The sequence below is a fragment of the Paenibacillus sp. GCM10028914 genome, assembly GCF_042666275.1.
Classification (GTDB): Bacteria; Bacillota; Bacilli; order Paenibacillales; family Paenibacillaceae; genus Paenibacillus_AQ.
In genome coordinates this window covers 360195-373469 of record NZ_JBHTFO010000015.1, presented here as the reverse complement: position 1 = coordinate 373469, position 13275 = coordinate 360195, and the positions used below count along the sequence as shown (strand labels likewise).

The 13275-nt window shown below is 40.4% G+C and carries 15 protein-coding genes and 1 pseudogene; 1 reads left to right on the top strand and 15 read right to left on the bottom strand.

The window, feature by feature from the left end:
• Nucleotides 1–86 precede the first annotated feature (86 nt).
• The 7 genes from ACFQV5_RS15115 to ACFQV5_RS15085 all read right to left on the bottom strand — a co-directional run bounded on the left by ACFQV5_RS15115 (nucleotide 87) and on the right by ACFQV5_RS15085 (nucleotide 6773).
• Nucleotides 87–1058: a hypothetical protein gene (locus ACFQV5_RS15115; protein ID WP_379248171.1), complete on the bottom strand. Its 972-nt coding sequence runs from the start codon at nucleotides 1056–1058 to the stop codon at nucleotides 87–89.
• On the bottom strand, nucleotides 1019–1630 hold the full coding sequence (locus ACFQV5_RS15110) for an RNA polymerase sigma factor (protein WP_379248170.1): 612 nt from the start codon (nucleotides 1628–1630) through the stop codon (nucleotides 1019–1021). Before ACFQV5_RS15110 ends, ACFQV5_RS15115 begins: the two co-directional genes overlap by 40 nt.
• A gap of 206 nt (nucleotides 1631–1836) precedes the next feature.
• Nucleotides 1837–2634, bottom strand: coding sequence for an SDR family NAD(P)-dependent oxidoreductase (locus ACFQV5_RS15105; protein ID WP_379248169.1), 798 nt, complete (start codon nucleotides 2632–2634; stop codon nucleotides 1837–1839).
• A 128-nt stretch (nucleotides 2635–2762) separates the two neighbouring features.
• Nucleotides 2763–3740, bottom strand: a complete 978-nt coding sequence (locus tag ACFQV5_RS15100) for an N-acetylglucosamine kinase (protein WP_379248168.1) — start codon at nucleotides 3738–3740, stop codon at nucleotides 2763–2765.
• 65 nt (nucleotides 3741–3805) lie between these two features.
• Complete coding sequence (locus ACFQV5_RS15095) at nucleotides 3806–5287, bottom strand: serine hydrolase domain-containing protein (protein ID WP_379248167.1); 1482 nt, start codon at nucleotides 5285–5287, stop codon at nucleotides 3806–3808.
• A gap of 111 nt (nucleotides 5288–5398) precedes the next feature.
• The gene (locus ACFQV5_RS15090) at nucleotides 5399–6157 is read right to left on the bottom strand and encodes a prolipoprotein diacylglyceryl transferase (protein ID WP_379248166.1); all 759 of its coding nucleotides are present in this window, start codon (nucleotides 6155–6157) and stop codon (nucleotides 5399–5401) included.
• A gap of 4 nt (nucleotides 6158–6161) precedes the next feature.
• A complete protein-coding gene (locus ACFQV5_RS15085) occupies nucleotides 6162–6773 on the bottom strand; it encodes a TetR/AcrR family transcriptional regulator (protein ID WP_379248165.1) in 612 nt (203 codons plus the stop codon).
• A 454-nt stretch (nucleotides 6774–7227) separates the two neighbouring features.
• Between ACFQV5_RS15085 and ACFQV5_RS15080 the strand changes: the two genes are divergently transcribed.
• On the top strand, nucleotides 7228–7704 hold the full coding sequence (locus ACFQV5_RS15080) for a DUF5680 domain-containing protein (protein WP_379248164.1): 477 nt from the start codon (nucleotides 7228–7230) through the stop codon (nucleotides 7702–7704).
• A gap of 152 nt (nucleotides 7705–7856) precedes the next feature.
• Here ACFQV5_RS15080 and hprK read toward each other — a convergent pair whose 3' ends face one another.
• From hprK to ACFQV5_RS15040, 8 genes and pseudogenes are all read right to left on the bottom strand, one after another.
• Nucleotides 7857–8774 (bottom strand): HPr(Ser) kinase/phosphatase, encoded by a 918-nt coding sequence (gene hprK / locus ACFQV5_RS15075; RefSeq protein WP_379248163.1) that lies wholly within the window; start codon nucleotides 8772–8774, stop codon nucleotides 7857–7859.
• A gap of 267 nt (nucleotides 8775–9041) precedes the next feature.
• Nucleotides 9042–9482, bottom strand: coding sequence for a hypothetical protein (locus tag ACFQV5_RS15070; RefSeq protein WP_379248162.1), 441 nt, complete (start codon nucleotides 9480–9482; stop codon nucleotides 9042–9044).
• Between the two features lie 29 nt (nucleotides 9483–9511).
• Nucleotides 9512–10309 carry an alpha/beta fold hydrolase gene (locus ACFQV5_RS15065; protein ID WP_379248161.1) on the bottom strand — a complete coding sequence of 266 codons (798 nt, stop codon included), beginning with the start codon at nucleotides 10307–10309 and terminating at the stop codon, nucleotides 9512–9514.
• 11 nt (nucleotides 10310–10320) lie between these two features.
• Nucleotides 10321–10815, bottom strand: coding sequence for an SRPBCC family protein (locus ACFQV5_RS15060; RefSeq protein WP_379248160.1), 495 nt, complete (start codon nucleotides 10813–10815; stop codon nucleotides 10321–10323).
• Between the two features lie 82 nt (nucleotides 10816–10897).
• A pseudogene (locus ACFQV5_RS15055) lies at nucleotides 10898–11035 on the bottom strand (ArsR/SmtB family transcription factor); the annotation flags it as partial.
• 266 nt (nucleotides 11036–11301) lie between these two features.
• On the bottom strand, nucleotides 11302–11889 hold the full coding sequence (locus tag ACFQV5_RS15050; RefSeq protein ID WP_379248283.1) for a sugar O-acetyltransferase: 588 nt from the start codon (nucleotides 11887–11889) through the stop codon (nucleotides 11302–11304).
• 66 nt (nucleotides 11890–11955) lie between these two features.
• Nucleotides 11956–12327, bottom strand: coding sequence for an iron chaperone (locus tag ACFQV5_RS15045; RefSeq protein ID WP_379248159.1), 372 nt, complete (start codon nucleotides 12325–12327; stop codon nucleotides 11956–11958).
• A gap of 21 nt (nucleotides 12328–12348) precedes the next feature.
• The gene (locus tag ACFQV5_RS15040) at nucleotides 12349–13056 is read right to left on the bottom strand and encodes a DNA alkylation repair protein (protein ID WP_379248158.1); all 708 of its coding nucleotides are present in this window, start codon (nucleotides 13054–13056) and stop codon (nucleotides 12349–12351) included.
• Nucleotides 13057–13275 lie beyond the last annotated feature (219 nt).

Genomic DNA, 13275 nt, shown 5'->3' with positions numbered 1-13275 from the left:
TTCCTGCATTTGTAAATAAATAAAACCGCTCTAGCAAGAGCGGTTCATTAGCATTATTCCTTTTCTGATGCATTAAGACAAATTCTTTATAATCCTTCCTTAATCAAATCTCTAGCCAACTGAATCAGCTTTTCACGTGACAATGCGCGATCTCCGTAAGTGGTTATTGTATAATAGGCGTCTTGTTCTTCATTGAACCAATTTAAATAGTGGTAGCTAATTTTATCCTCTCTGTTCACACTATTAAATATAACTTCTCTTCCTTCTACCAGAACCGTATTGGCCTTGTTTTCAGGTTGCTGCTCAACTTTCATATGACCGCCTTGTAATAATACAGCTGATATACCAATATGGGCATTATTCTTGGTATATGTAGCGGTTATTGAACCTGCTTCATTCCAAGTGACGGACTTTGTAACAATATCAGCTTTACCTGAATTGTTTACATGATCAAGTTCCTTCTGGATTTCATGATAGCGAGCGCTATCTTTCCCAGATTCACTTATTGAATAAGTATTGGGCCATATTGTCCCATGCTCAAATTCATAACCATTGACTGTCTTCGGGAAAATAGGTGTTTTAGTCCTTTGGTTTTCTTTTGAGAATGATGAATACTCTGTTATACGAAGTTCCTTGTATGCAAAATGGATCATATTTTCCGACAAGCCTTTATTTCTAGCGTTCTTAATGCTATAAGCAATTAATTCTCCGGGCTTAGCAACCTTCATCGCTTGCGAATAGTATTTTTTAACCTGAGCTGACTCTTTCTTAAACTGTTGTGGCTCAGCATATTGTACTTTGACAACCCCTGATGAATTTCTAATTTGGATATACTCAGACGCTGCATATGCGGTCATAGAGAACAAGAATAGAGTAGCGATTCCAGTGACCAGTCCTCTGCTCCACATCCATTTTCGCCCCCAAAAGAGCCGTTTCGGTTGAATTTCATCGATCCGCTGCATAACCTGATTCGTTATTTCAATCTTCGGCATACTTTCTTGAGGTATCGCTTCCAGCCTTATATCTTCGTATTCAAAATCGTTTCCCTTTCGTTGCAAGATATCTCCCCCTCCTTGATCATTGCTTCTTGAACTTTTGTCTTAATACGATCCATTCGTTTATGTAGAGCATTGGGGCTGCTACCTAGAACTTGGCTCATCTCAACAAACGTCATTTCCTCAAATACTCGAAGCACAAGAATATTCCGCTCCTCTAGTGACAGCTTTTCTAATGCTTGAGTTAACGAGTAACTGTATAGACGATCATCAAGCTCTTGTTCTGGACTTGCGGCCGAAGCTTCCCGATTAAAGAACCGCATCACGTGATTTTGCATTTTTCGTCGGCGTATAAGATTGAGGCAATGATTACACGCAATCCTGTACAACCAAGCAGAGAAACTCGCTTCAGGTTTATATCTCGCAATCGATTGATAAGCTTTAACGAATACATCCTGTACGGCATCCTCAGCGTCTTGTTTATTTCTGAGCATATGACAGCAATAACGGTATATTGGCTGCTGAAAAGTCTCAATAATTGCAACAAACTGCTCCTTATCTCCTTTTTGAACTTGATTGATGATCGCTTCTATTTGCTGCTGGTCATGTACTTGATATGGTGACGTTGTTCTCACCTCCCTCTTGTGAATCTATATCTATAACAATTCGCTTTTTAAAAAAGTGCCTTCATTCAAGATTTATTTTAACTATATACGGAAAGGATGTGTCTTTGCTCTATTAATTTTCATCTCTCAAGTTTGAATATATATTTGTATAAAGTAAAAAACACACTCTACGTGAAGTAGAATGCGTTTTTTAGTAGAAGTTCTATCTTGTTATCTCAGCCTTTAATCAGTGTTTCCGCACCGTCAACAAAGACTTTAGTTCCAGTAACATGCGCTGCTTCATCAGATGCAAGAAAAAGGACAACATTCGCGACTTCCTCTGGCTGACCCGGACCGTGTGTTAACGGGATGCCATTCTCGGGAATATCAAACGGAAATTTAACCTCGTTAATATACTTCGATTCCTTCTGAGAATCAATAATATTTGTGTCAATCATTCCAGGGCAAACCGTGTTAACACGAATTTTATACTGGGCAAGTTCTAGCGCTGCCATTTCAGCCAATACGGCTATACCAGCTTTCGAAGTACTATAAGCGGAAAAGCCTGCCTGAGCGATCTGCCGATTACCGCTAACCGAGCTAGTTACGACAATCGAGCCGCCTTTTTCCTTCATATAAGGAATGACTTGTTTAACGGTCTCAAAAGTACCGACCATATTATTCGTGATCGTATGTGCCCATTCTTCACTCGAAAAATATTCGATCGGTGAGATCATACCCAAGATCCCAGCATTGGCGAAAAGAACATCGACTGAACCCCACTTCTCAGCAGTTCCCTTGATCGCCTGACTGATTTCCTCGGGCATCGCAATATTGGCCGTAAAGCTGTGAGCTTCCCCGCCTGCGCTTTTGATTTCTTTCTCAGTCTCACGCACTGTCTGTTCATTTCTGTCGATGAGGCTTACCTTAGCACCTTCTGCGGCGAAACGAATAGCTGTTGCTTTGCCTATCCCTGAACCAGCTCCCGTTACAACCGCTACTTTATTCTGCATCTTGTTCATGTTGTTAATCATGTAGTATCCGCTCCTTTGTCTCCGTCTATCTACCCGTAATTGTTCTAGGGATTGTTCTATCTACTTACCCCATCAATTACGAACTAACCAAACTTCAACGATTAAGGAGCGATAATGCAACATCTCTTCTACCAAGTCGATTGAGGATGCATCCTTATACAACGAATCGTATTATCATCAACTGGAATGTCTAGTTTTCGCAGCGCTCGAATCACGGCACCCGATACCGCGGACATCTCAGGATTCTTAAACTGATACCTTTTATTTTTTCCGGATTCTAAACTTTCAATAAACCTAGTTTTCATATACGGGCTTTTAATGACACCACCAATTCCTGTAACATATACCAGATCAGATTCGAAAAACGAGCCCAAAATATCTACACCGACCATGATTTCTCGCATTGGTTTATCACATACGAACTGAGCTAATCGACTACCTTGCTGCGCGGCATATGTGACAACTGAAGCCATCTCTCCGAACTTTTTATCACGTTCTCTTCGATCCGCTATAAAACCTTGAGCAGCTAAATCGCGAAGTTGGTCTTTATTTTCCACATTCCAGTAGGCGAGTACATTATGTATGAACGTCTCATCTGATTGCTCGATATTCCCCGCTAATATTTCGTAGATTGCATCATACGAGAGAAATCTTGCTGCACTCGCCGCATAATGCTGGAAATCAACGTTTTTGATTTGAATTTCATTTTCATTAATCGCATTAATAATCGAACCCGTTCCTGCCACAACGACAATACCCGGTTCTCCCAAGAATGCTCCTGCATGTGCAACAACCGAATCATTCACATACTCTATGGGGCAGTGCAAATCATCTAGATCGGTTAAACGTGTTACCCATGTCAAATCTTCCTCAGATTCGTAACCTGCGATCCCTGCACAAACCCCTTTAACTTGTTCAACGCTGCAACCCGCTTCTGTGAGTGCCAACTGAATCGTTTGTTGTACATTTATATGAGCATCCTTATCTTTATGGATCGACGAAGCCCCACCTTCTGAATAGGATAAAATATGACCTTCCAAATCACTAATCATTACACGGGTTTGCGTTCCGCCACCATCAATGCCGATCACTACTTCATGGGCCATAATATATGGATCCTCCAATCTATCAGTATCCGATCATTTAATCCACAATATTTACGATTCTATCTTTATGTATTCTTCATCTGACGATTAAGTACCTTCACGTATCTTCGCGTGATTATAATGAATAAATAATAGATAGACCATAAGCTCGACATCAATATTATGAAAATTAGCCCAATTGCAATATCATATGGATATCCATAAAAACCAAAAGAAAACGGTCGAACGGTTAAGATTAAATACCATAAGAAGAAAGCCAGCACGCCATATACCATGAAACCGATGAATGCACGCCACATATTACTTGTGTATACTTTCTTCTTCATTACTCTCCATATCATGATAACCATCAAAAAAGTACCCACAGCAACTAGAATCCATGCTATATATCCAATTACTTTCCCGAATGTCATTGATGCTCCTGGAGACACCGGGGAATATCCCATCATAATGCTTGCCGCATCTTCTATTAATTGTTGTTGAATCTCCGGACGGGATTCACCAAGCAACAACGCTATACCCAGATCATATTTCGGTATAAATAAAATAGCTGTTGAAGATCCTATTCCATCCCCTGTTTTGTAATACACATCAACTTGATGAAGTTGCTTTGCTTCAAATCCACCAATTGTGTAGGAGGCTGTGTTTGTTTCTGTCGGAACTCCCTTAGACTTCATCAATTCCATTGTACTTTGATCCATTAATAATACGTCAGAATACCCAAGCAGAAATGATAAATATTTGCCTAGATCTTCAATGGTACTATACGCTCCTCCATCTGGATCTTGACTCGTTCCAAATGATTCATAAGAACGTTCTAGATGCTGCTTTTTCGCAAAAAACCATGTATACTCTTTCGCAATACTCTCCTCACGGATGTTGCCTAGGTCTCTTCCATACATTGTGTCATTCATTTGCAGTGGATCGAATATACTCTGATCCATATAGTCGTAATAGCTCATCCCTGTTACATACTCAATGACAAGCCCTAGTGCATCATAACATGCATTACAGTAATTCCCGGTTTGTCCGGGGGACTCCGGCATATGCACTCGATTAAACAATCGAACATATTGCTCTATCGAATCCTTAGATTGATCATTTCCGAATACTAGCCCATCTGTCTGGGATGAAGTCACTCCACCTGCAGCATGGATCAATAAGTGCTTAACCGTTACTTGATCAGACATTTCTTGATTTTTAAAGCTAAACCACGGAATGTATGATTTAACCGGCTGATCGATATCCAGTAATCCCTCACTGTACAATTTCAGAATAGAAGTTGCTGTTAATGCTTTTGTGATGGATGCCGCAAAGTAAATTGTTTTAGAAGATGGCTTACTCTTAAGTTCCAGGTCAGCAACACCATAACTTTCTGTTCTCACAAGCTTATCTTTATGTACGACTCCTATGACGCCGCCAACGATGTCATTCATCTTCAACTGATTGCTTGTGTACTCCATTACTAATTCAAGCTTTGACTCTTCTAAATTCTCGCTACTCACACGATCTAGTGCAGTTACGGTAGAAATCGGATAAATTAACATTACCGCTATCAGAAAAAGGCTGACCAAACGTATATAAAGTTTAATACAACCACATCCTTATCCATTCAAATTCTCAGATTCACAGCTTCATGTTAATTAGCGAGGATGAGCCTATTTCAATTTCTTTTTTCTTACTGAAACAATCATCAGACCAATACTAAAAAGAAATATAAATATCGATATAAATTGCGAAGTCGTAAGTGCGCCAACATGACCTCTGACCAAGTCTCCTCTGAAAAATTCAAGAACAAATCTCCCTGCACTGTATAAGATTAGATAGAGTGCGGCTACCTGACCGTCTCTCGTCTTCTTTTTAGCAAACAATACTAATGCTGTGAAAAGCAGAAAATCTAAGCCGCTGGAAATTAGCTGCGTAGGTATTAATGCTACTCCACTAGGAGCAAGAGAATGTTCAGGGAATATCACTCCAAAATGACTTGTTGTTTCCATACCATAACAGCAGCCAGCCAAAAAGCACCCAATTCGTCCAAACCCCTGTGCGAGCGCTACTGAGGGTATAAGTAAATCGAAATATTTCAAGAAATTCAATTTCTTTATTCTGCAATACAAATAACCAGCAAGGATACCTCCAATAATACCTCCATAGACCACGAATCCTTCTGTGAAGTTTAACAAAATCTTAGGATTCTGTATGATATTGTTTAATTGTGTGAACCAGTACAGAAGTTTTGCACCTAGCACTCCACCTAACAGAGACCACAGGGTCAAGGAAGCAATGTGGTCGGCATTTAGATCAAGACGCTTTGCCCGATAAGAAGCGACCAAACAAGCTGCAAGGATACCGATTGCGATCATCAAGCCATATCCGTGAATAGTCAACGGACCGATTGTTAACAAATCATTCTTCATACTTTCACCCTTTCAAGAGGTCGCATTTATTTTCATCTGCTCCAAGTAATAAAGAGATCAGCTTTGATACCTGTTTGAAAATATGAGGAGCATTCTCACTAGATGCTACACGCTTTCTCTCCTCTTGTAGCAGCCCAAAGATTCCATAGACTAATATAATTGCTGATTGACGACTATCGTCTGTTTTCATCAACCCCTTTGTAATACCTTCTTCAATATATAAAATGACAGGATCAACAGCTCCACTCAACATTTTCCCTGATAGCAATCTGAAGACCTCTTCGTCATGTTGGGTACCGCGCACTTTATCGCGCCCATTTATTAATCCTAGCCAATGAGAGAATACAAGTTGATACCGTTGTTCAAAAGGAATTTCTGTGTTCTGCAAAATGGCGCCTATTTTCTCCACAAACAGGTCTGTGTATTTGTTCATTGCCGCTTCAAAGATTTCTTCCTTCGATTTAAAGTGATGATAAAACATTCCGAATGAGCCGTTCACCTCCGTATAAATCGATTTGACAGAAGTATTCTCGTACCCGTTCTCCATGAATAACTTAATAGCAATATCAATTAATTCTTCTCTTCTCTCTTCCGGATTCTTAACCACTCTAACCATACTAGATCACCCCCTGACAGAGTATCACTCTGTTTGTAGTTTGCTTTACAGAGTGTCGCTCTGTCAAGAATAATATTCCAATTTGACAGCAAACCGATATCATGAGGGATAGCAAAGACGTCAAGAATGAGGTTTCATAAATAGCAAAAAGTTCTTGTTACAAGATTGTTGCTATTAGGAGCTTGTGTTAAAATAGATCAGAACATATGTTTGGGATCCATTGGATAATAATGGCCTGGCGTTCTGTTTATGGAGATTTTAGTGAGTGATTTACCGAAAGCTAAACAACTTCACTAATTCCAAGCCATACAAAAATTAATGTGATTCCGTTTCTTGGAACTGCAAAAGAACCTTGAAAAACAACTTTGTAAGCGAGATATGGTTTAGATGCTTGTTTAAGAAGTAAATTTTAATTCTGTCCAAGTTATTAGAAGTCATAGTAACGGAGGGGTTCATGTCTATTAATCAGGAACATCTTATTACATTTCTTGTAGAAGCCAAAAGAAGCACTTATGCATTCCAGGGTGATGGTGCATCGGTACAACCATTACTAAACGGTTCAAAACAACTGGAATACCATAGTGGCGATTATTTTTATCGAGATATTTACTTTGGCTCGGGTTTCTTTATTGGACAAGAAACGGTTGAATTTGAGAGTCGTGCGATTTGGTCAATGGTCTATTCAGGCGGGGTCATTACCCAGAACGCAAATTGGGATGTCATTGGTCCGATATATGGCTTCCTTCGACAAGCGCTAAGGTTGGTCGATACAAAGTCGATATATCGTGGTCCAAAACATTTTGAATCCGATAATTACATTTTCAAAAATGAGTACGAAGGTAATATTGACTGCTTTCATGGGAATGAAACCATCCTAATGGATGGTCAAAAGGTATATGAATTACATTACAACGGAGGAGTAGTTCGATAAATCTTTCTTTTAGCAACAGTTTTTCGAAAAGAGCCAATAGCAAAAAGCTCCCCTATATACATGTAGAGGAGCTTAAGCCTTACTTACTATAATGTGTTTATTTCTCGGGTAATCGCAGGATATCTATGTATTCGACATTTGAAGCCTTTGTCTCATGCCTGCATCTCATCCTCGATTCGTTTCATAAAATCTTCAGCAGCACTATAGCCCAATTGCTTAAGGTACCAACTATTAGCTGCTGCCTCAATTAGTCCCGCTACATCACGGCCCGGCTGAAGCTGAACCTCAATATGCGGAATTTGGACACCGAGATATTCCGTGAACTGAGGCACTACTTCCAGCTCATTATTTAGTGAATTATCCTTCCACGGGGACAGCTCAATATCTAGGACAATTCGCGTCTCGTCTTGAAATGCCGTACGTCCATATTGACGCACAACATTGATTAGACCTATGCTCCTTAGGGCGAGGAACTCCCGGGTCGTCCCATTATGTGTACCAAGAAGGGTTGATGGACCCAGTTTCTTGAGCACTACAATATCATCTGCTACAAATCGGTGACCTTTTCGGATCAGTGTATGTGCGGTCTCGCTTTTACCTATTCCTGATTTGCCTCTGAGCAGGATTCCTATACCCGCAACGTTTACACATACCCCATGTATCGACATTTCAGGTGCCAACGACTTTACTAAAAAACTATCGAGCTTGGGAATGAAATCAGATGCCTTCTCTGTCGTTCGCAGTAATGGTATTCCTTCCTGATCACAAAACATAGTCAGATATGGAATTTCCTGCTGTCCTGACGTCACGATAAAGCAAGGTGGGTGATATTTTACGATATTTCCGATATGCAGCTGGCGATCTTCAACGCTAAGTGTTAATAAATAATTAATTTCTTTACGACCGAGCACCTGTACTCGCTCCATAGGGAAAAAATCAAAATATCCGACAAATTCAAGTCCCGGTCTGTGCGTTTGTGGACGAGTGATGACACGATCCAGACGATTCGCTCCTGCAAGCAATTCCAAATGGAATTTGTCCTTAATGTTTTGAACAGTGATTAATTTCATGTTGTTAACCTCCTATGGCTAAGGTGTAACAGAGATACGTCTGATTTTAGTGAATTATTCGGATATATTCAACACCCTACAGATACTTTCCTGTCTCTTGTTCTTTAGCGTCTGGTCTAAGTACTTTCTCTGATTCGAAATCGCTTAGCGCTTATCCTATTTTCAACGTCCACAATCTAAGAGCTGTTTCCTCAAAGGAATCAGCTCTTAGTATTCAAAATAATATATTTATACCTAACTGAATAAGTCCTACCTAGAATCAAACGGCTAGCTACATAGCCATTTCCTATCCATCCCGTTGCTTTCGACTCTCGTCATCGTTGATTCATATCCACCCCCATCAGGGTAACTCCATGCACCCTTATTGGAGTTTCCATCAGAACTAAAAATACCTTTGAAGAATGAATTCGATCCCTTCTCACCTGCCCAAATGACAAGTGTATCCCCCTCGATCTCATAAACATAGTCAAAAGTATTACCTAGCGTGTCATAGTACCTGGATTGGATATCTGTGCTTGCTCTCTCGCCGAAAGGCTTCAAATGCCCAATAAACTCAATGCCTTTTACTTCTTGCCCGTTTTGGGAGAGCTGGACGCGTTGGATCAAAAAGTGTCCGCCTTCCATCCACTCATAGGTTACGGTTCCTTCGGCTCCGCCGCTAATAACCCAGGTACCAACTAAACGATTCAGAGATTGAAGATCCGTCATATTCTCATCCTCCTTGAGCAATATGGCTCTTACAGTTCGAATTCAAATACAGCCTTCGCTAACATATCAGGTGCCATTATAACTGCAGAGTGGTCTTGACCTGCGAGCGTCTGAATATCTGCCTTGGGCAAGAGCTCGGCAAGTTCGCGTGCTGCGTCATGGAATAGAGGCTCGCTGTTTTCCCCTGTCATGATTAATGTTGGGGTGTTTATGATCCACCTGCTCTTAGGCAGCGGCTTACCGGACTGTGTAGATCCCATAATCATGCCATCATAAGCAAGCGTGTGTGCCAAGGACTCCATCTTACTCCAAGATGGATCGGCCTTCATATAGTCGATGAATTCTCCTGGAATGCCTAGAGCTTCAGATGCGAAATATTCGACTGCTTCAGATCTCTTACCGGCATCAATCAGCGAATTCAATCGTTGGACGTAATCAGCAGGCACCGGCTTGCGGCTATCATTAATGATAAACGGTGGTTCATACAAATAGAGCTTTGCTACTCGATCTCCTAGCAAATTTACCGCTTCAAGCGCCAATACTGCTCCAGACGAGCTTCCGAACAGGCATGCTTTGCCACCGGCGACTTTAATTAGAGCTTCGATATCTTCGACTTCTCTCTGGACGTCATAAGGCGCAGTATCTGAACTCTGGCCTCTTCCACGGCGATCATAATTGTATACAGTGAATTGTGCCGTCAAATGCTCCGCCAATTGAGATGCATCCTCATGGTCAGCTGCTGCCGATGAAACAATGATGAGTGCAGGACCATTCCCTTCTTTTTTATAGGCAATTCGTGTTCCATCCTTAGAAATAATCGTTTCCATAGTTACCCTCCTTATAAGTTTTCTGAATATTCTTCTAGACGATCATACGCATCAGTCAATCCTTCGATCATTCCCATGGCTTCTGCATGATCTAGTTGTTCATTGGTTGCGAATCGCGTCACGATGCTAATACGTGTCCCTCTGATACCTTCCTTGAACAGAACTGTGGTGAACATTTCACTATCCGAAACAATATTCCATTCCTTGTCCGTAAATGTATCTGTGTACACCAGCTTGTGAGGTGCCTCGACCTCTTCATATACGGCTCTGCAAAAGACTTCTTCACCGCTACCGGAATCCGGTTTCAGACTGTATCGCCAAACGCCGCCTGGCCACACATCCATTTCATAAACGGTTGTCGTAAATCCTTTTGGCCCCCACCATTGTGTGATATGTCTTGGATCTGTCCAGCCTTCCCATGCAAGCCGTGCAGGAAATGAAACGATACGTTCGACGGTGAGTTCTCTACGTTCATAGTTTTTAAGAATGGTTGTTTTTCTCTTCATCTACATCTATCCTTTTTAGATTGTTTTCTAATGCATCCATCCTACTGTTCCAAGCATCTCAGTAATGTAGCATGTAGCTAGTACGTAAATGACGAGATACATACGGCTGGCTGATACCTAACGCTTTAACAATTTCTCCGACTGATTTTGGGCCTTTTTTTAGCAGTTCAACAATATTGAACCGATTAGGCTCTGCAAGAGTTATTAACGTTAACTGCATGGCTGATGTGTTCATGCACCCAATATATATCATCACATATATATACGTCAATATATATATTACCTTCCAGCAAATTATTAATAAGTAAGACTTTCAAATATGGGCATGCTGGAGGGTCCGCTGGGTTTGCTTTAAGCAATTAACTATGAATTGAATTAATTAATTAAAATGACCATCTCGATTTAAAGCTCAGTTTATCGAGATGGTCATTTCTTAAGGAAGACAAGGTGAATAATCGACAGCACAACAGATCACATTTATTTCAGTCAAGCAGTAGGATATTTGTTCTTATCTTCTTCTGTAATCTCGCGTACAACTCTGCAAGGATTACCAACCGCAATCACTCCATCAGGAATATTCTTTGTAACTACGCTGCCTGCTCCTATTACAGTATTATCACCAATCGAAACCCCTGGAAGTATTGTCACACCCCCACCTATCCATACATTGTTACCAATCGTAATCGGATAAGCATATTCTAAACCTTGGTTACGCTGCTCAACATTTAAGGGGTGACCTGCCGTGTACAACGCGCAATTCGGTGCAATGAATACGTTATCACCAATCGAAATTTTGGCAGCATCCAGCATGACAGCATTATGGTTACAATAGAAGTTCTCACCTATCTCAATATTGTATCCTTGATCACATACGAAAGGTTGTTCAATTAAAAACTTATCACCTGTTTTAGCAAACAGTCTTCTAATAATCGCTTCCCTTTCATTCAACATACTTGGGCGAAGGTTGTTATATTCATAGCATAGCTCTTTTGCCTGAAGACGTTCTTCCACAAGTTGTTTATCGTTATTATTATCATATAAGAGTCCGATTTTCGCTTTTTCTTTTTCTGTCAAACTCATAGTTGTAAAACTCCTTCAATATGTAGTTTCTTTGAGGCTTCTATCGCGCTCTTACCTTTTCTATTTCCGCCAAAAAGTCGTACAATCTGCTTTATCCATCATATTAAACTCGATCATTCTCTCAAGTAATGAGTAATCAACGGGTTGATTCCACTTAATGCGTATCAACTCTTTGGTGTGGTCATAGCCAGCCTGTACAATTTCATCAGAAAAATGATTAATTCCTACCCTTTCAGGGGCAACTGCCATATGATGTTTGGCTATACTAAAACCAATTATAAATGTGCCGTGATCTGTAAACATAGGCTGATTCCACGCAATTTTCGGCTCTAAGTTTGGAACTTTATTATGGATCCAAGTCAAAACTTCCTCTACACGTTCACGGTGGAGCGGATTATCAATCTTCGCTAAATATTCTGCAAAAGCGTCCACGTTATTCCCTCCTATATTTAACTAACATCTTACATATTTACGTTTAAAACCAATCTTCCCTCTCTCAACTTCCTTTTGAATTTTTTCGGAAGCGAGAAGAATGCTGCTTTTTTTCTGGTCCCGCTTAATCTCCACGGGTCCTATAGCATTAGCTATTTCTACAGCCATATCATGCAGTGGCAAATAAGAAACCCCTACAGTGTATATAAAATTATTCATAGAGGATTTCGTTCGCTCAGGTGAACCATGAATCGTATTCTTGACTTGTTCTAGCATACTGGCAATCTTACTGCTCTCAAATTCAGCATCCGGACGATTACCCAATAGCCAGCAGTAACAGCTCCAGCCCGCCGACATTTTAAGCTCTTCTCCACTAGCAATCCATTTATCAGCAACTGTTTGTGCAATATCCGTTTCTGCTAAAGTCACAGCAACCACATAGTCGGATAACATATAAAAATAAGCGCCCTCGATCCAACGATCAAAATCCGCTTCAGTCATAATTACAGGATCTGCAATAATACCGGCAAAATACATCGCATCATAGTTTCCTGTCGCGTATAGCTGCTCTGCTAAAGGTTGATTTTTCTTGATCTTTTTAGCAATCGGTTTCATAGCCCCTGTAGCTACGCCAAAAAGTGGTTCGTGTGCACCATTGCTTATATACATCTTTTTTAACCGGTCCTTACCGAGAGCTTCTAGTTCCTGCATAACCATTTCGAAATCCATTACTGCACTTCCTTTCTATACAATCATACGACCCTACTGTAAGCATCTAACTTATTTACTTTAAAGTATATATTAATTAATGATGTGAATGAAAGTAACGGATCACGCAGACCTACTGCTTTCGATGTCTTTAACAACATTAATTAAAAAAATACAAACAAGATAGTATTGAAAAAGATTTAGCAAATAAAAAAAGACCACATTAAGGGTCTTTTTCTA

Coding starts and splice junctions, on each gene's coding strand:
- hprK (WP_379248163.1), bottom strand. CDS start 8,774: ATGAAATTAATCACTGTTCAAAACATTAAGGACAAATTCCATTTGGAA.
- ACFQV5_RS15060 (WP_379248160.1), bottom strand. CDS start 10,815: ATGAAGAGAAAAACAACCATTCTTAAAAACTATGAACGTAGAGAACTC.
- ACFQV5_RS15080 (WP_379248164.1), top strand. CDS start 7,228: ATGTCTATTAATCAGGAACATCTTATTACATTTCTTGTAGAAGCCAAA.
- ACFQV5_RS15065 (WP_379248161.1), bottom strand. CDS start 10,309: ATGGAAACGATTATTTCTAAGGATGGAACACGAATTGCCTATAAAAAA.
- ACFQV5_RS15070 (WP_379248162.1), bottom strand. CDS start 9,482: ATGACGGATCTTCAATCTCTGAATCGTTTAGTTGGTACCTGGGTTATT.
- ACFQV5_RS15095 (WP_379248167.1), bottom strand. CDS start 5,287: ATGTTAATTTATCCGATTTCTACCGTAACTGCACTAGATCGTGTGAGT.
- ACFQV5_RS15090 (WP_379248166.1), bottom strand. CDS start 6,157: ATGAAGAATGATTTGTTAACAATCGGTCCGTTGACTATTCACGGATAT.
- ACFQV5_RS15085 (WP_379248165.1), bottom strand. CDS start 6,773: ATGGTTAGAGTGGTTAAGAATCCGGAAGAGAGAAGAGAAGAATTAATT.
- ACFQV5_RS15040 (WP_379248158.1), bottom strand. CDS start 13,056: ATGGATTTCGAAATGGTTATGCAGGAACTAGAAGCTCTCGGTAAGGAC.
- ACFQV5_RS15100 (WP_379248168.1), bottom strand. CDS start 3,740: ATGGCCCATGAAGTAGTGATCGGCATTGATGGTGGCGGAACGCAAACC.
- ACFQV5_RS15105 (WP_379248169.1), bottom strand. CDS start 2,634: ATGATTAACAACATGAACAAGATGCAGAATAAAGTAGCGGTTGTAACG.